An 18,301-nucleotide genomic window follows, 5' to 3' on the forward strand; every position below is an offset into this window, starting at 1 on the left:
CACCATTTCCTGCTTTTTTCTTATTATTAATCACAATAAATTTACTGCGCCTCGTTCTCGATTGAGATGCAAAGTATAGCGCGATTTTAGTAAATCAATGAGAGAGCGTATTATTTTACTTAATTGCCACACTAACAGGCTCAATCTTATAAAATGCTTGAAGCTATACTATTCATCCCTCGTCAAGACTTTGCTATTCTATCAGCCTAATTTAATATTATGAGCCAATTAAAGACAAAGGAAGTAGATAATGAACGAAAAATTTAAAACACAAGCAGATGTTGAAACATTGGCAGAAGAAGTGGCTTGTTTAAAAACGCTTGTCACTTATATGTTAAAAGCATTAGGCCAAGCTGATGCTGGACGTATTATTTTGAATATTGAGCGCGCTATTGCAGAAGTTGATGACGAAAAACAAGCAGAAACATTCCGTAATACTATTAGCCAAATTAAAACTGTTTATCGCCAATAATTGATTTATTTTGGATTGGGTACTAGTACATATTTTTATTCTATTTTCTGAACTTTTTGTGCTGCACAAATAAACAAAAATTAGTTTTAAATTCCTATATACTCAGTCTCGAAATAAACCATTCTTTATTCATTTAGCTACCCCTCTACCTTTATAGAGGGGATTTTTTCGCATCATCTTTCTTATTATTTCTCTTATTAAAAATGTTTTCATATTTTATAAATGATAATGATTTTGTTTTTTCGTTATTTTTAGCTAATTATATGAATAACATTTTTTTGTTAAATATTTTTAATGTTATTTAAATCAAGGAATAAGATCAAAAACCTAACCAACCTAACCAACCTAACCAACCTAACCACATTGATTATAAATCAAGCAATAAGATGCAGTGAATGACATTGTTCTTAATGTTAATAAATTATGACTTTACTCTTTTTTACATTTAAACTACTATTTTTCATTAACCAAAATAAAGATAAATCCTAATATCACTACAATTACGTTATTTTATTTATTACCAAATATAAAAACTAATTAATAAATGAACGGCTAGCTTATTGTCCTTAAACACAATTATAGCAATAAATTTAGATTCTTCCGGATTAAAAAATTTAACATTTTATATTTTTACACTTATTCTGATTTATCGTCCTCCCTGTTTATATGTTACACTTAATAAGTATGTACTAAAAAATAAACATGAGGCTAAAATGAAACCACTTCTCTTATCTCTGCTATTATTGCCCGCTGTTGCTTTTGCTAACCCAACAAAAATGGCTGATGATTACTGTGATACCTTTAAAGATATCTCAATTAAAGCTTATGATACAAAAGAGCCAGCAGAGAAAATTGCTAAAGATGCAGTAGCCTCTTTAAATGCAAAGAAATTTGATTTTGCAAAATTAGAAGCGACTGAAGCACAATTTACTGAAGGTACTATCGAAGTTGTTAATTCTTTACGTGACGCAAAAGCTGAAATTGGCTCTCGAGCAGAATTTCAAGAAGGCCTAACTCAAATTGTTGCCGCTTGTAAAATTCAATTGACCTCCGCGTTAGAAGAGCAGAAAAAATAATTATTTCATCAGCAACATGAATAACAATCAATATAAAGAGTAGAGATTATCCTGCTCTTTTTTCTTTTCCCTCTCCCATCACTTATTCTTCTATTTTTTATATTCTAAATAATTTGCAGACGGCTAGGTGACAAGTGAATAAGTCGCTAGGAGCATACGACAAGTGCGAGTAAACGTAGTCAACAACACTGCGACTTGAAGTATATAAACAATATCATGACGAACAGATAAGTTAGCAACTATAGCGTATCTATTATCTATAGATATTAAGGTTTATAATACTTTAGTAAATACTTATTAGCACTGGCCATAAAAAGGAGATATTGTGAGCAACGAACAATCCATCCAGCGATTAAGAAGACTACGCCAGTCAGAAAACCTGCGCGCACTCTTTCAAGAAACAACACTAACTAAGAATGACCTTGCTCTACCTATATTTGTAGAAGAAGGGCTTGATGATTATCAACCTATTAAAAGTATGCCGGGTGTTGTTCGTATTCCTGAAAAGCGTCTAGCTTATGAAATTGAACGTATAGCAAAAGCAGGCATTAAAACTGTTATGACTTTTGGGGTATCTCATCACCTTGATGAAACTGGGAGTGATGCTTGGAAAAGTGATGGCTTAGTTTCTCGTATGTCTCGTATTTGTAAAGATGCCGTACCAGAAATGATTGTGATGTCTGATACCTGTTTTTGTGAATATACATCACATGGTCACTGTGGTGTTTTACATGGAGAACATGTTGATAATGATGAAACTATCTATAATTTAGGGCTTCAAGCTGTTGCAGCCGCACAAGCTGGTGCTGATTTTATTGCACCATCAGCCGCCATGGACGGACAAGTTGCGGCCATTCGTGTCGCACTTGATAAAGCGGGATTTAGCGACACAGGTATTGTTTCTTACTCTACTAAATTCGCTTCTGCATTATATGGTCCTTTCCGTGATGCGGCAGGATCACGCTTAATTGGTGATCGCAAAACCTATCAAATGAATCCAATGAATCGCCGTGAAGCAATTCGTGAATCATTAATTGATGAGCAAGAAGGCGCTGATATGCTGATGGTAAAACCCGCAGGTGCTTATTTAGATATTATTCGCGATGTGCGTGAACGTACGTTATTACCTTTAGCGGCTTATCAAATCAGCGGTGAATATGCACAAATTAAATTTGCGGCATTAGCAGGTGCGATTGATGAAGATCGGGTGGTAATGGAAACTTTAGGTTCAATTAAACGTGCGGGTGCGGATTTAATTCTGTCTTACTTTGCACTTGATTTAGCTGAAAGAAACCTACTTTAACCATCTTATGCTCTGAATAATTCAAGTTACAGATAGGCGGTAATTGCGATGAATACCGCCCAACAATGCTACAACTTGAAGTATGACGAGTAATCTTATTATGGGGCTACTACTATGGATAACTGTATTTTCTGTCAAATTGTTGCGGGAAAAGCACCTTGCCATAAAATTTGGGAAGATGATCACCATCTCGCTTTCCTCTCTATATTTCCTAATACCAAAGGCTTTACTGTTGTTATTCCTAAAAAACACTATCCAAGTTATGCGTTTGACTTAAGTGACGAAGCTTTAGCCTTACTCGTTATTGCGACCAAAAAAGTCGCTAAGATCTTAGATAAAACATTTCCCGATGTTTCTCGTTCAGGAATGTTTTTTGAAGGATTTGGTGTTGATCATGTTCATAGTAAACTTAGCCCAATGCATGGCACAGGTGATATGACGAAATGGACGCCCATTGAAAATAAGCAGAAGATTTTCTTTGATAAATATCCTGGTTATCTTTCATCTCACGATTTTGAACGTGCAAGTGATGAAGAGCTTGCACAATTAGCGGCTTTGATCAGAAAAAACAATCAATAAAGACAACAAATATAAAAAAACGCTCAGCCTTATCTTTCAAGCTGAGCATTTTATCAATGAAAATCAGTTACTTAATTAAAACCCTTGCTTCCATCAACAAATAAGGCTGAACTTTCTGTTCGAGAAGTTCAATTAATGCCGGAGCGTTAAAGCGATAATTATCAGGTATTCCCAATACATGGGCTTTTTTATAGCGCATGATTGCAGGGAAATGTGCAGATAATCGATTTAAATGTTTAAGAAGTAATAAAAGATTTAGGATTTAAAGCAATACCTATTAAAGGATATGTATTTCAGAAAGCCGTTATGGAAATGCCTGAAACATTGAAAGGAATATTAAACGAAAAATATAAAGTCGAACTGTATACTTATGAAAAGAGCGACTCATTTAAACCTGGTAATTTAGCTGACAATATTATCATTACCCCGATCACTCTTGTGGCAGATGTGATTGCTACCCCTGTGATTATTTTTGCCTTTTGGGATTATATTTGGCGATAGAAAATTCGGAGATAATGGATCAGTTATTATTTACTGATCCATTATTAATATAAATTAATAATTATTTGTAAGTAATTCGAGTTGGCTTATCTAACATAATTTCTGTTTTTGCAGGCTCTGTTTGTGCAATGACTTTACCTTGGCGAATTGAATAACGTACTGGCACTTGGCGACGTAAAGCATCAAATCCATTATCTGCTGGCAGAATAATAAAGTTTGCACTGTTTCCTACTTCAACACCATAATCCGTTAAAGCCAATGTTTTAGCACTGTTGTGGCTAATTAACTGTAATCCATTATCAATTTGACCATAACCCATTAATTGGCAAACATGTAACCCCATATGCAAGACTTGGAGCATATTTGCCGTACCTAATGGATACCAAGGATCAAAAACATCATCATGGCCAAAACAGACGTTGATATGACTTTCTAACATCTCTTTTACGCGAGTAATACCTCGACGTTTTGGATAGGTATCAAAACGGCCTTGCAAGTGAATATTCACCAGAGGATTTGCCACAAAGTTAATACCTGACATTCTTAGCAATCGGAATAAACGTGAAGTATAAGCCCCATTATAAGAATGCATAGCGGTTGTATGACTTGCTGTCACTCGTGAACCCATATTTTCTTTATGAGCTAACGCCGCAACAGTTTCAACAAAACGTGATTGTTCATCATCAATTTCATCACAATGAACATCAATTAAACGATCATATTTTTGTGCTAACGCAAAGGTTTTATGGAGTGATTCAACACCATATTCACGTGTAAATTCAAAATGAGGAATAGCGCCAACAACATCTGCGCCTAATTTTAATGCTTCTTCTAATAAAGCTTCGCCATTAGGGTAAGACAAAATACCTTCTTGAGGGAAAGCAACGATTTGTAAATCAACCCAAGGTTTAATTTCTTCTTTCACTTCTAACATGGCTTTTAATGCAGTGAGTGAAGCATCAGAAACATCCACATGGGTTCTAACATGCTGAATACCATTAGCAATTTGCCATTGAAGTGTTTGCCATGCACGTTGTTTAACATCATCATGAGTTAACAGTGCTTTTCTTTCAGCCCAACGCTCAATACCTTCAAATAATGTTCCCGATTGATTCCAATTCGGTTGCCCTGCGGTTTGAGTTGTATCTAAATGAATATGAGGTTCAACAAAAGGAGCGTGAACTAAGCCACTCTGTGCATCTAATGCTTCAGGATGAAAATTATTTTCAGGTTGTGGTTCTATTGCTTTAATTTTGTTATTTTTTAGCGTAATGCGCCACAAACCGTCTTTTCCAGCAAGACGAGCATGATTAATTTGTTCGATATTTTTACCCAGCATGACTTATCTCCGCTTGTCGCGCTGTACGACGATTTAATATTGGATTTAACACAGCGTAACTTATTGCTCCACCTAATACAGCATTAACAGGTACAATACCCGGTAACCAATGTCCTGCAACAATTCCGATAGCGACAGCAAGTAGCGCTACCCAGTTAACCGATTGCATTGTAGCAACATGAAAGGTGTTATAGCGTGCCTTATTCATCAGATAATCTGCAATAATAACGCCACCTACAGGTGGAATTGCAGCAGACAAAAAGGTTAACCAACCGACAAAATTATTATAAAGCCATAATGCACACAACGTACCGATAATACCGTTTATCACTGAAAGCTTTTTACTTGATAAACCGGTGATATTGGCAAAACCTAATCCTGATGCATATAGCGCATTGTCATTCGTTGTCCAGATATTTAACCCCAGCACCACGATTGCAGGAAGCAATAATCCTTGTGCAATCATAACATCAGAAATATCAGCCATTCCCAGTGAAGCCGCGCCCGCAGCACCAAAGACAAACATCAAGGTATTTCCTAAGAAGAAGGCAATAATGGCGACAACCACCGCAACTTTAGGATTGCGTCCAAACCGCACGAAATCAGCAGTTAATGTACCCGCACTAATAAAGGATCCCACAACCATCGCTAGTGCTAAATTAAAATCTAATGGTTGGGCAGGTTTTACTGCCATCAATGTCGAAAGCCCCCCCAAATCATGTATCGCAAGATAAACAGAGTAACTTCCGAGGATGGCTATAGCGGGAACAGCAATGATAGAGAGAACAGTGAGCGCAGAAATACCGAAGAATACAGTGATGGTCATTAAGATGCCGGAAATGGCGATAAGGAGATTAATATCAATACCTGTGGCTTTTCCTACCGGAATGGCGAACATTGCCACCCCCACACCAAACCAACCCACCTGAGTACCACCGAGTAAAAATGAGGGAAGCCAAGAACCTTTAATACCGAAAGAGTAACGCGCGAGGAGATGTGTAGTGAGACCCGTTTTTGAACCAATAAAACCAAGAAATGCGGTGTAGATACCAAGAAGAAGATTACCAATTAGAACTGCGAGGAAGAAATCATTAAAGGAGAGACCAGTACCAAGAGCGCCGCCAGTCCACATACTGGCTGAAAAAAACGTTAATCCCAACATCACAAAGGTTAACGCTAATCCACCCTTTCTTGCGGATATGGGCACAGGGCCCTGACTATAATTGTTGTCCTGAGACACTTTAACCCCCTATTAATTTCACCAGGCCAAAAAAATCTGACGAATTCTATCTACATAAAAATATTATGCAAACGTTTTCGTCGTCTGTTTATTATAATTAATGGAATGCTTCATTTAAGGAGAGTTGACTTTCATCACAAATATAGGAGAAAAATCGTTGTCTTACTTGAATTTATCTCGTTATTTTGAACATGTCTTATAAAGTAATTTTATTTAGAAATATTTATGATAGAAATTAATAACATTTTTCACCTATACACGCATCACTTACATAAACAATATTTATAGTTATAGAAAAAAGACAGTGATAAAAATATAAAAGAGGAATTTACATTCCTCTTTTATAACCAGTAAATTAGGCGTTTAAATTTATTTTTCTCGCAGGTTGATCACCTGCAACGTAATAGTCAGCCTCGCTTTTAGGTAAAGGTGCTATTCCTCTTACCTTATCAGCTAGCTTTTCTGCCATCATAATGGTAGTCGCATTCAAATTACCTGTAATAATTAAAGGCATAATAGATGCATCAATAACTCTTAAGTTTTTAATACCATGTACTCGACCTTCCCCATCAACAACCGCCATTTCATCTGTACCCATTTTACAAGTACCACAAGGGTGAAATGCCGTTTCTGCTCGTTCTCTAACAAAAGCATCAAGTTCTTCATCACTTTGAATGTGTTTCCCAGGGCTAATTTCTTCTCCACGATAAGGATCTAATGCAGGTTGTGCCATTATTTCTCGTGTGATCCGAATTGCTGCACGAAACTCTTCCCAATCTTGTTCTGTGGACATGTAATTAAACAAGATACTTGGATGTTGATGAGGATCTGTAGATGCTAATTTTACTCGCCCCCTACTAGGTGAACGCATCGATCCCACATGTGCTTGGAAACCATGAATATCTACGGCATTGGTCCCATTATAATTGATGGCGACGGGCAGAAAGTGGAATTGAATATTAGGCCACGCGTATTTTTCGCTAGAGCGAATAAATCCCCCAGCTTCAAATTGATTACTTGCACCTATACCTGTTCCTTGAAATAACCATTGCGCACCAATCTTAGGTTGGTTATACCATTTTAAAGCAGGATAAAGTGAAACAGGTTTTTTACATTCATACTGCAAATACATTTCTAAATGATCTTGCAGATTTTCCCCAACACCCGGTAATACATGTACAGGTGAAATATTAAATTCATTTAATACCTTTTCAGGCCCCACCCCCGAACGTTGCAAAATTTGAGGCGAAGCAATTGCACCAGCGCAAAGTAAGACTTCTCGATTGGCTTTGACACGATGAGGTGTGGTGTTTTCTCCTGAAAAATAACGAACACCCACGGCTTTTTTACCTTCAAATTCGATGATATCTGTTGTCGCATGAGTCTCAATCGTTAAGTTTTTACGTACTTTGGCTTGATCAAGATAGCCTCTTGCTGTGCTTGCTCGACGACCTTTAGGTGTGACGGTTCTATCCATCGGGCCAAAACCCTCTTGCTGATAGCCGTTAAGGTCAACCGTTCTTGGATATCCCGCTTGTACACCAGCCTCAATCATTGCTTGAAATAAGATATTATTGCCTTTTTTCGGCGTAGTCACGCTTACGGGCCCTTTATCACCATGGTAATCATTAGCACCAATATCACGTGTTTCAGCTTTACGAAAATAAGGCAAACAGCTTAAATAATCCCACTCTTCAAGACCGGGTAATTTAGCCCAACCATTAAAATCCATCGCATTACCGCGAATATAACACATACCATTGATTAATGATGATCCACCAAGCCCTTTACCACGACCACATTCCATTCGTCGGTTATTCATATAGGGTTCAGGCTCAGTTTCATAAGCCCAGTTATATCGCCTACCTTGTAACGGATAAGCTAATGCCGCTGGCATTTGTGTGCGAAAATCGAACCTGTAGTCCGGACCTCCAGCTTCAAGGAGCAGCACAGTAACTTCAGGATCTTCTGTCAAGCGGGTAGCAAGAACGTTACCGGCTGAACCAGCACCGATAATAATGTAGTCATAGACCATTGTTATCTCCTCTGTTTCAGTCATTAAAAAAAGAATGGATTAAAAAACGGATGAAAACTCCCCAAGTTCAACTTGAATTGATTTTATTTGAGTATAATTCTGTAATGTAACAAGCCCGTTTTCACGCCCTACGCCAGAATGTTTATAGCCACCCACTGGCATTTCTGCTGGAGACTCTCCCCATGTATTAATCCAACAAATACCAGCTTCTAATTGGTGAATAACACGGTGAGCTGTTGTGAGATCTTTGGTGACAAGACCTGCAGCTAAACCATAAACGCTATTATTTGCGCGTAAAATCACTTCATCTTCAGTTTGATAACTGAGAATACTCATCACAGGGCCGAAAATTTCATCTTGCGTGATTTTCATATCATCAGTGCAATCTGTGAAAACGGTAGGGGCAACATAAGCGCCTTGAGCCAAATTGCCTTCCAATAGACGATGACCACCGCAAAGTAATCTCGCCCCTTGAGTTTTACCTAACTCAATATAATTCAAGACTTTTTCAAGATGAGGAAAACTGACCAATGGACCAAAATTAGTATCCATTTCAAGAGGAGAACCGATCCTAATACGTGATACGCGCTCTGTAATTTTCGCTTCAAATGCAGGTTTTAATCTTTCAGGAACAAAAATACGAGTACCATTAGTACACACCTGCCCTGAACTATAAAAATTCGCCATCATCGCAATATCAGCGGCGGTATCTAAATCTGCATCATCAAAAATAATTAAAGGCGATTTTCCACCAAGCTCCATTGTCACTTCTTTTAAACTTGATGCAGAGGCATTTGACATCACCTTCTTACCGGTTTCAATTCCACCAGTAAAGGAAACTTTAGCAATATCAGGATGTTGTGTTAGCCACTGTCCTACATTGGCTTTTCCTGTAACAACATTAAAAACCCCTTTCGGCAATCCCGCTTCGGTGTATATTTCAGCCAATTTTAATGCCGTAAGTGAAGTCATTTCACTCGGTTTAAAGATCATCGCATTACCCGCGGCAAGTGCAGGTGCCGATTTCCACAACGCGATTTGAATGGGATAATTCCAAGCACCAATCCCAGCAACAATTCCCAAAGGCTCACGTCGCGTATAAACAAAAGCGGTTTCCCTAAGCGGAATTTGCTCCCCTTCAAGGGCTGGGATCAGACCTGCGTAATACTCTAAAACATCAGCTCCCGTCACAATATCAACATAGCGTGTTTCAGATAGCGGTTTGCCTGTGTCTAAGGTTTCTAAATGAGCCAATTCATCATTACGTTCACGCAAAATATCAACAGCACGTCGTAAAATTCGAGAGCGTTCCATTGCTGTCATTGCGGCCCATATTTTTTGTCCTTGTTTAGCACTTTCAACGGCCCAATTGATATCTTCTTCACTCGCGGACTGTAAATGTGCGATCACTTCGCCATTAGCTGGATTAATCGCTTCAAATTGCTCACATTCCGGTTGTGCACAATCAACATATCCACCATGAATATAAAGTTTCTGTAACGGTGGGTTTGGCATAGTTTCTCCTTTGTTATTGGTTTTTTTAGGTCTTTATTGGGCTCCGATTTGCAAGTTGCATATCGATATATTCATTGGTAATGGTTTTAGCTTCATCAAGAGAAAAAGGGGCATTACTCAATGCACTTCGTAGCCATAAGCCATCAATTAATGCGGCTAACCCTTTTGCAGCCAAACGAGCTTGATCTTTAGCAAGAACACGCCCAAACTCGTAACTTAAATTGGAATAAAGCCTTTTATCATTGACCTTTTGTAGACGATTCAAATTAGGCTGATGCATACTACTTGCCCAAAACGCTAACCATGTTTTCATCGCAGCTTCACTGGTTTGAGTGGTATCAAAATTACCCTCAACAATGGCTTGGATGCGTTGTTTAGGTGTTGCATCACTTAACATTCTTAAGCGTATCGCCACCGCAAAACCTAATTGATATTGAATATGGCGCATGGCAGCTTCCAATAATCCATTTTTATCACGAAAGTAGTGGCTAATAATGCCGTTAGAAACACCGGCTTTTCGAGCTATCAATGCGATACTCGCCTCTTGCATTCCAACCTCATTAATGACTGCTAACGTCGCTTGGATTAATTGCTGTTTACGTATCGACTGCATTCCTATCTTCGGCATGTTTTAAAGACCTAAAAAATACATTGAACACATTTATTAAACGTTTTTTTAATTGAACATTCAATCAATATTAACTATTGTTTATCACAATTAGTTTACAAATAAACATGGGAGGACATTGTGAAAATTTGAATCTTTGCAACTAATTCAATTAGTTAACAAAGAATGCAACTTTTAACTTTTAGATAAATAAATTTTTGGAATTTCTGATGACAACTCTTAACAGCACAAAAAAACCCCAGAAAGACAAGCTAAACTCTGTCGTTTTTTTCGCTTCAGCAACGCTAATTTTAGCGTTTTCTTTTTTCACGATTCTCATGACAGAAACAGCAAATACATGGATTGTGGCAACACTGGGATGGGTATCAAAAACCTTTGGTTGGTACTATTTATTGGCAGCAACGTTATATATTGTTTTTGTTATTTTTGTTGCCACTTCTCGTTTTGGAAATATCAAATTAGGACCTGAACAATCAAAACCTGAATTTAGTGTTTTAAGTTGGTCTGCAATGTTATTTGCAGCAGGTATTGGGATTGATTTGATGTTTTTCTCTGTGGCAGAACCCATTACACAATATATGTTACCGCCAACTGGCGAAGGTGAAACAATAGAAGCAGCCCGTCAGTCGATGGTGTGGACTTTATTCCACTATGGCCTGACGGGCTGGTCTATGTATGCACTTATTGGTATTGCACTAGGCTATTTTAGTTATCGTTACAATTTACCATTGACTATACGTTCTGCACTTTATCCTATCTTTGGAAATCGTATTTATGGCCCAATTGGTCATACTGTTGATATCGCTGCTGTATTAGGAACTATTTTTGGTATTGCAACAACATTAGGTATTGGTGTTGTACAACTTAATTATGGTCTAAAAGTTCTTTTTGATTTACCTCAAGGGTTGGGTGTTCAAGGAGGATTAATTCTATTATCAGTTATTATGGCGGTTATTTCGGCAACATCAGGTGTCAATAAAGGGATCAGAATTTTATCTGAACTGAACGTATTACTCGCCTTGGGACTTATTTTATTTATCTTATTTGCAGGTGATACTGAATTTTTATTAAATGCATTGGTATTAAATGTCGGTGATTATACTAATCGTTTCTTAGGGATGACGTTAAATAGCTTTGCATTTGATAAACCAACAGATTGGATGAATAGCTGGACACTATTTTTCTGGGCTTGGTGGGTTGCATGGTCACCTTTTGTTGGTCTATTTTTAGCACGGATCTCAAGAGGACGAACTATTCGACAGTTTGTCATAGGCACATTAATTATTCCCTTTGTTTTTACACTGTTATGGTTATCTATTTTTGGTAACAGCGCATTATATGAAGTGATCCACGGCAATAAAGAACTAGCACAAACAGTATTAGAAGCACCTGAAAAAGGATTTTATTCCTTATTAGAACTCTACCCCGGTTTTGGTTTAACGGCTTCTGTCGCTACAATTACGGGGCTATTATTTTATGTCACCTCAGCCGATTCCGGTTCATTAGTATTAGGTAATTTCACCTCTCAATTAAGTCATGTTAATAACGATGCACCCAACTGGCTTCGTATTTTTTGGTCTATTGCCATTGGATTGTTAACATTAGGTATGTTAATGGCCGATGGTATTTCGGCATTACAAAACACAACAATTATCATGGGATTGCCCTTCAGTTTTGTTATTTTTTTTATTATGGCAGGGCTTTATAAATCATTAAAAGTCGAAGATTTTAGACGTGTTAGTTCTCTAAACACCAATGCACCTGCGCCACTTTATGGTAATACCACGATGAATTGGAAACAGCGTTTAGGGCGGGTTATGAACTTCCCAGGAACAACCTATACACAACGCATGTTAGATTTAACCTGTATGCCAGCAATGCAAGATGTTGCTAAAGAGCTTTTATTACGTGGAGCTAAAGTCGAATTCAATTCTTACCCAATTGAAGATAATGAACGCTTACATCATTTGGAGCTTGTGGTCGATCTCGATCAAGAACAGAATTTTATTTATCAAATTTGGCCACAAAAATATTCAGTACCCGCATTTACCTATCGTGCTCGCCGAGGTAAATCAGATTATTACCGTTTAGAAACCTATTTATGGGAAGGTACACAAGGTAATGACTTAATGGATTACACCAAAGAGCAGGTGATCACGGATATTTTAGACCAATATGAAAAACACTTAAATTTTATTCATCTTAGTCGTGAAGCACCGGGAACAACACTAACTTTCCCTGAATCAAACTAAATAGTAACTGAAAATAAAGAAAAGGAGATCATTATGTGATCTCCTTTTTTTATTAGATATATTTTTATTTCACTGAAATAAACAGCAATCCAACGCCCAAAAGAATGAGTAATACGCCAATCATTTTATCTGCGATTTTTTGATGCGAAAGTATCTTTGTTCGTAATAAAGGCGTAGAGAAAAATAACGCAACACAGCTAAACCAAACCCAATGTGCAACAGAGATAAACATGCCATAAGAAAGGTTTACCCAGAGCGGGTGACTTAAATTAGCCACTTGTGTATAAAGCGCAATAACAAATAGCATTGTTTTAGGATTTAGTGCATTAGTGAGAAAACCACTGCATAATGCCTGATACGCACTAGGGGCTGAATTTATCGCATTTTCAATCGTTAATTGCGTTTTATTGATTAATGATTTAAAGCCTAAATAAATTAAATACCCCACACCGAATAACTTCATCATAAAAAAGAGTATTGGGGATCCTGTAATAATAAAAGAAACACCAAATACAGTATAAAAAACATGAATCTGAACACCAATCGCAATACCAATCGCCGTAACAAGTCCAACTTTCACACCATAGGAATAACTATTTTTTGTCACCATAGCAAAATCAGGCCCAGGACTAATAACTGCCAATATTGTGATCACCGCTACAGCAATTAGCTCACTCATTGTTTTCCTTATTCTCACTTTCGAGTTAATTATAAGTAATAAAAAGTGACATAAAATAGGTTCTTATTTTAATAAAAAATCTATTTAATCCACCATAAGCCAATCTATTTTGCTAATTTGACTAAAAATAAAAAGCGATTTATCTTGCAATATATCTGTAAGTTTTCATCGTCTATTTTATTACTTACTTTATGGCTTACTTTTATGAAAATGCCCTCTTTAACATCCTTACGTTTTTTTAATAGTGCCGCACAAACGGGCAGTTTTGTCAGTGCCGCAGAGCAACTTCATGTCACACACAGTGCGGTAAGCCGACAAGTCCGATTATTAGAAGATGAATTAGGTATTCCTTTATTTGAACGCCGTAATCGCGCAGTTTATTTAAATGAAGCAGGACGATATTTATATAAAACAACTTCTTCAATATTTGAACAGCTTGAAGACGCGGTTACACATCTTCGTTCACCTTTAAATAATCCCGTATTAGTGGTTTCATGTGAACCGACTATTGCCATGAAATGGCTTATTCCTCGCCTTTCTCACTTTTATGCATTACATCCTGAAATCACGTTGCACCTAGTTGCCGCGGGAGGTGCAATTGATTTTAATAAAGAAGGAGTTGATTTGGCCTTTCGACGGGATGATTTTTTATGGAATAAGAATATTTATGCAGAAAAAGTGTGTGATGAAAAAATTGGAGCTGTCATAAAGCCTAATAATATCCATCATGTAAATAACCAATTAACGACTCTATCGCGCCCTCAAGCTTGGCAAGATTGGTATCAATATTCGGGTATGACATTTGCTTCTACCAGTACCAGTCAGTATGAACATTTTTATCTGGCTATTCAGGCGGCTCTAGCGGGATTAGGTACGACGATAGCCTCTTTTCTTATGGTACAAGATGAATTAAAAGATCAACAGCTTATCGCCACACACGGCTTTGTTAATGATGGTTCAAGCTATTACTTACTCTCACCCAGTGAAATTATGCCTAACTCAAAGCAAGATAAATTTAAAAACTGGATCATTGCTGAAGCGGAAAAATGTGCAATAGAGACTGAAGAATTGCAAAGGTAATCGTAATTTTATCTCAAAGTCATTCAACTATTTGTTTGCTCCCAAAAAATAAGATGAATAAATAATTATAATTTTATCATATTTATTTACTTCTTTCTTTTTTTTAGTAATCTATGTGAACTAATAAAACATAGAATAATTTACTTGGGAAACATAACATGAATCGTCGGTCATTTTTAACATCATCAAGCCTAGTTATTAGCGGATTATCATTAAGTCCTTTTGTGAGTTCAGTTTATGCCAATGAAACACTAAAAAATAAATTGGTTTTTAATGCAGAAAATCCGTTACTGCTTAATTTCAATGAAAACTCATTAAGTATGTCACAAAAAGCTAAACAGGCCATTATTAATGCCTTACCTAATGCATTTAGATATCCAGATGATGCTCGTAGCAAGTTAATTAATGAGTTAGGAAAAGAATTTAAACTTTCAGACAAGCATATTTCTTTAGGAAATGGCTCATCTGAGACAATTCAAGCAGCAGTGCAATATGTTGCGAACAAAGCACAAAAAGAAGGTAAAGCAATTCAACTGATTGTTCCTGATCCCACGTTTAACTATGCAGAGCTTTATGCAGAACCTTTAGGGGTAAAAATCGTTAAAATCCCTGTTGATAAAACATTAGCTTTTGATTTAGAAACCATGCAAAAAAAAGCTCAAGAATTTGATGGCATCAGCATGGTATATCTGTGTAATCCGAATAATCCAACAGCAATGTTGACGCCAACTGCAGCTTTAACCCATTGGATAAAATCAGCAAAAGAGAATGTCTTTTTTATCATTGATGAAGCATACGCTGAGTTTGTTTCAACACCTGAATTTACCAGTGCAATTACGTTAGTTGAAGCAGGATATAAAAATCTGATTGTCGCTCGTACTTTCTCAAAAATTTATGCATTAGCAGGACTTCGTGTGGGTTATGGTGTTGCTGTTCCTGACGTTGTTGCGGATGTTGATGTGTTTGTTTCCATTGATAATACTAATACTGCAGGTGCCGTTGCCGCATTAGCCTCATTAAAAGATAAAGCCTATGTGGAATATAGCCGTAAGTCGATTGATGTTTCACGCCAAATGGTAGTTGATGTCTTAAAAGAGCTGGATATTGAATACGCACCTTCTCATGCCAATTTTATATTCCATAAAGTTAAAGGTGATGTGAAAACCTATCAAAATAGAATGAAAGACGCGAACATAATGGTTGGACGTGAATTTCCCCCCGCTTTGGGTTGGAGCCGTTTAACGTTAGGCACACCCGAAGAGATGAGATATTTCGTCACTACATTAAAAGCCTTTAGAACTAAAGGTTGGATTTAGTCTGATTTAATGATTAATTAGCAGTTGATGAAAATAACGCGCTTGAAAATACTATCAAGGGCGTTTTTATGCACTTTTTTCATAATTTTCCTAAAAAAAAACAGAATATCAATGAAATAGTCAACAATAAGCTATCACATTGAAAATATGACTCAGTGATATAATTCACATAGTTATTTCGATATACAAAAAATGATCCTAATATTAAATTTTAATTTTTTATTAATAGAAAAATGCCTGATAAATATCAGGCATTGGTAGTGGTAGCTAAATTTAAATAAGTGAAATCTTAAAGCGGATCCACTTTTAAGCAAGAGACGGCATGGCGGAAACTCCCTTCTAATAAAGGGCGTGTTTTGGCACATTCTTCATCAGCCATTGGGCAACGTGTACGAAAGATGCAACCTGATGGCGGATTAATTGGAGAAGGTAACTCCCCTTCTAATAAATCAATATGCTTATTGCGTTCTTTATCAGGATCAGGGATAGGTACTGCTGACATTAATGCTTTGGTATAAGGATGTAATGGATGATGATAAACCTCATCATAGGTGCCTAATTCCACTGCATGCCCTAAATACATCACTAAGACACGATCTGAAATGTGTTTTACTACAGCAAGATCGTGCGCAATAAAAATCAAAGATAATCCCATCTCTTTTTGAATATCTTTAAGTAAGTTAACAACCTGTGCTTGAATTGATACGTCTAATGCAGAAACAGGCTCATCACAAATCACTAATTTAGGCTCTAGAATTAATGCACGCGCAATACCAATACGCTGGCATTGCCCACCTGAGAATTCATGAGGATAACGGTTGATTAAGTTTGGCAATAATCCAACTCGCATCATCATTGCTTTGACTTTTTCAACTACCTGCGCCTGTTTCATTTTAGGGTGATAAGTTTTAAGAGGTTCAGCAATAATATCCCCAATCGTCATTCTTGGATTTAAGGAAGCCAGTGGATCTTGGAAAATCATCTGGATATCTTGGCGAATATCTCGCCATTGCTTATTGCCCATTCCTAGCAAATCATTACCTAGCCAAGAGACCGTCCCACCTGAAGCTTTGACTAAACCAATAATAGCTCGTGCAAAAGTCGATTTACCGCAACCTGATTCACCAACAACACCGAGAGTTTCACCTTCATATAAACGTAGTGTGACACCGTCGACGGCTTTTAAGCTTTTTTTCGCCTTCCAAAACCACTGTTTATTATCTTGAACATCGAAATAGACTTTTAAATCATTCACTTCAAGGATAACTTTTCTATCTTGTAATGTGGCTTGCGTCATACCAATTCCTCCACCGCTTTAAAACAGGCACGTAATCGCCCTTGTGCAAATTGCGCTAATTCAGGCTCATTCGTCAAACATTGCTCTGTTGCATACTGACAGCGTGGTTGGAACGGACAACCTTTTGGCAAGCGTAATAAATTAGGTGGATTACCTGGAATGGTCGCTAGGCGCTCATCTTCGCCATCTAAACGCGGAACAGCTTGTAGCAACCCGATAGAATAAGGATGTGAAGGTTGATAGAAAATATCACGCGCATTTCCATACTCCATGGTGCGTCCTGCATACATCACCAATACTTTATCGCAAATTCCCGCAACAACCCCTAAGTCATGGGTGATCATAATAATTGCAGTGTTTAAATCATTTTTAAGCTCATTTAGTAGTGTCATGATCTGCGCTTGGACTGTCACATCCAGTGCAGTTGTCGGTTCATCAGCAATTAAAAGTTTTGGCTTACACAGTAATGCCATAGCAATCATAACACGTTGGCGCATCCCACCTGAGAATTCATGAGGATACATACTCATTCGTTTATGGGCTTCAGGCATTTTTACTGCATCTAGCATACGCACTGATTCTGCATAAGCATCATTTTTACTCATGCCTTTATGTAACATCAACACTTCAATAAGCTGTGCGCCAACTTTCATATACGGGTTAAGTGATGTCATGGGATCTTGAAATATCATGGATATCTCTTCAGCGCGCATTTTATTTAATTCGCTTTGACGAAGATTTAAGATCTCACGCCCATTAAAGTTAGCACTACCCGCTGTGCGACCATTTTTTGCTAATAATCCCATTAAGGCGAAAGCCGTTTGTGATTTACCTGAACCCGATTCACCAACAATACCTAAGGTTTCACCTGCTGATAATTCAAAATTTAGTTTATTAACTGCGGTGACGTCACCATCTGCGGTACCGAAAGTGACGCTGAGATCTTTAACACTTAATAACGACTTGTTTGTTGTATTTGTCATTTTGTT

16 protein-coding genes are annotated in these 18,301 nt (G+C 37.3%); 8 read left to right on the forward strand and 8 right to left on the reverse strand.

Going from position 1 to position 18,301, the window contains the following annotated elements; translation table 11 throughout:
* Positions 1-250 precede the first annotated feature (250 nt).
* From GWJ05_RS14785 to GWJ05_RS14805, 5 genes are all read left to right on the forward strand, one after another.
* Positions 251-472, forward strand: a complete 222-nt coding sequence (locus tag GWJ05_RS14785) for a DUF2594 family protein (protein WP_036936466.1) — start codon at positions 251-253, stop codon at positions 470-472.
* Between the two features lie 713 nt (positions 473-1,185).
* Complete coding sequence (locus tag GWJ05_RS14790; RefSeq protein ID WP_036936463.1) at positions 1,186-1,548, forward strand: hypothetical protein; 363 nt, start codon at positions 1,186-1,188, stop codon at positions 1,546-1,548.
* 325 nt (positions 1,549-1,873) lie between these two features.
* Positions 1,874-2,851, forward strand: coding sequence for a porphobilinogen synthase (hemB, locus tag GWJ05_RS14795; RefSeq protein WP_036936461.1), 978 nt, complete (start codon positions 1,874-1,876; stop codon positions 2,849-2,851).
* A 114-nt stretch (positions 2,852-2,965) separates the two neighbouring features.
* Positions 2,966-3,430: an HIT family protein gene (locus tag GWJ05_RS14800; RefSeq protein WP_036936459.1), complete on the forward strand. Its 465-nt coding sequence runs from the start codon at positions 2,966-2,968 to the stop codon at positions 3,428-3,430.
* A 306-nt stretch (positions 3,431-3,736) separates the two neighbouring features.
* Positions 3,737-3,931, forward strand: coding sequence for a hypothetical protein (locus GWJ05_RS14805; protein ID WP_052038491.1), 195 nt, complete (start codon positions 3,737-3,739; stop codon positions 3,929-3,931).
* Between the two features lie 61 nt (positions 3,932-3,992).
* Here GWJ05_RS14805 and GWJ05_RS14810 read toward each other — a convergent pair whose 3' ends face one another.
* The 5 genes from GWJ05_RS14810 to betI all read right to left on the reverse strand — a co-directional run bounded on the left by GWJ05_RS14810 (position 3,993) and on the right by betI (position 10,688).
* The gene (locus GWJ05_RS14810; protein ID WP_036936457.1) at positions 3,993-5,270 is read right to left on the reverse strand and encodes a cytosine deaminase; all 1,278 of its coding nucleotides are present in this window, start codon (positions 5,268-5,270) and stop codon (positions 3,993-3,995) included.
* A complete protein-coding gene (gene codB / locus GWJ05_RS14815; protein ID WP_036936455.1) occupies positions 5,260-6,510 on the reverse strand; it encodes a cytosine permease in 1,251 nt (416 codons plus the stop codon). Before codB ends, GWJ05_RS14810 begins: the two co-directional genes overlap by 11 nt.
* A gap of 355 nt (positions 6,511-6,865) precedes the next feature.
* Positions 6,866-8,545 carry a choline dehydrogenase gene (betA, locus tag GWJ05_RS14820; RefSeq protein ID WP_161681470.1) on the reverse strand — a complete coding sequence of 560 codons (1,680 nt, stop codon included), beginning with the start codon at positions 8,543-8,545 and terminating at the stop codon, positions 6,866-6,868.
* A gap of 39 nt (positions 8,546-8,584) precedes the next feature.
* Complete coding sequence (betB, locus tag GWJ05_RS14825) at positions 8,585-10,060, reverse strand: betaine-aldehyde dehydrogenase (protein ID WP_036936450.1); 1,476 nt, start codon at positions 10,058-10,060, stop codon at positions 8,585-8,587.
* A 25-nt stretch (positions 10,061-10,085) separates the two neighbouring features.
* Positions 10,086-10,688, reverse strand: a complete 603-nt coding sequence (gene betI, locus GWJ05_RS14830) for a transcriptional regulator BetI (protein ID WP_161681471.1) — start codon at positions 10,686-10,688, stop codon at positions 10,086-10,088.
* A 209-nt stretch (positions 10,689-10,897) separates the two neighbouring features.
* Here betI and GWJ05_RS14835 point away from each other — a divergent pair, with 209 nt between their 5' ends.
* Positions 10,898-12,940, forward strand: coding sequence for a choline transporter (locus GWJ05_RS14835; RefSeq protein ID WP_036936445.1), 2,043 nt, complete (start codon positions 10,898-10,900; stop codon positions 12,938-12,940).
* 64 nt (positions 12,941-13,004) lie between these two features.
* Here the strand turns inward: GWJ05_RS14835 and GWJ05_RS14840 are convergent, their stop codons facing one another.
* Positions 13,005-13,619 (reverse strand): LysE family translocator, encoded by a 615-nt coding sequence (locus GWJ05_RS14840; RefSeq protein WP_161681472.1) that lies wholly within the window; start codon positions 13,617-13,619, stop codon positions 13,005-13,007.
* A 204-nt stretch (positions 13,620-13,823) separates the two neighbouring features.
* Here GWJ05_RS14840 and GWJ05_RS14845 point away from each other — a divergent pair, with 204 nt between their 5' ends.
* On the forward strand, positions 13,824-14,699 hold the full coding sequence (locus GWJ05_RS14845) for a LysR family transcriptional regulator (protein ID WP_087802287.1): 876 nt from the start codon (positions 13,824-13,826) through the stop codon (positions 14,697-14,699).
* A 158-nt stretch (positions 14,700-14,857) separates the two neighbouring features.
* Positions 14,858-16,015 carry a pyridoxal phosphate-dependent aminotransferase gene (locus GWJ05_RS14850; RefSeq protein WP_161681473.1) on the forward strand — a complete coding sequence of 386 codons (1,158 nt, stop codon included), beginning with the start codon at positions 14,858-14,860 and terminating at the stop codon, positions 16,013-16,015.
* A gap of 289 nt (positions 16,016-16,304) precedes the next feature.
* Here GWJ05_RS14850 and oppF read toward each other — a convergent pair whose 3' ends face one another.
* Both oppF and GWJ05_RS14860 read right to left on the reverse strand, forming a co-directional pair.
* Positions 16,305-17,312, reverse strand: a complete 1,008-nt coding sequence (oppF, locus tag GWJ05_RS14855; protein WP_036936438.1) for a murein tripeptide/oligopeptide ABC transporter ATP binding protein OppF — start codon at positions 17,310-17,312, stop codon at positions 16,305-16,307.
* Positions 17,309-18,295 carry an ABC transporter ATP-binding protein gene (locus GWJ05_RS14860; protein WP_036936435.1) on the reverse strand — a complete coding sequence of 329 codons (987 nt, stop codon included), beginning with the start codon at positions 18,293-18,295 and terminating at the stop codon, positions 17,309-17,311. Before GWJ05_RS14860 ends, oppF begins: the two co-directional genes overlap by 4 nt.
* Positions 18,296-18,301: the final 6 nt, after the last annotated feature.

This window comes from Proteus sp. G2626 (assembly GCF_009915985.1).
In the GTDB taxonomy this organism is placed as follows: Bacteria; Pseudomonadota; Gammaproteobacteria; order Enterobacterales; family Enterobacteriaceae; genus Proteus; species Proteus vulgaris.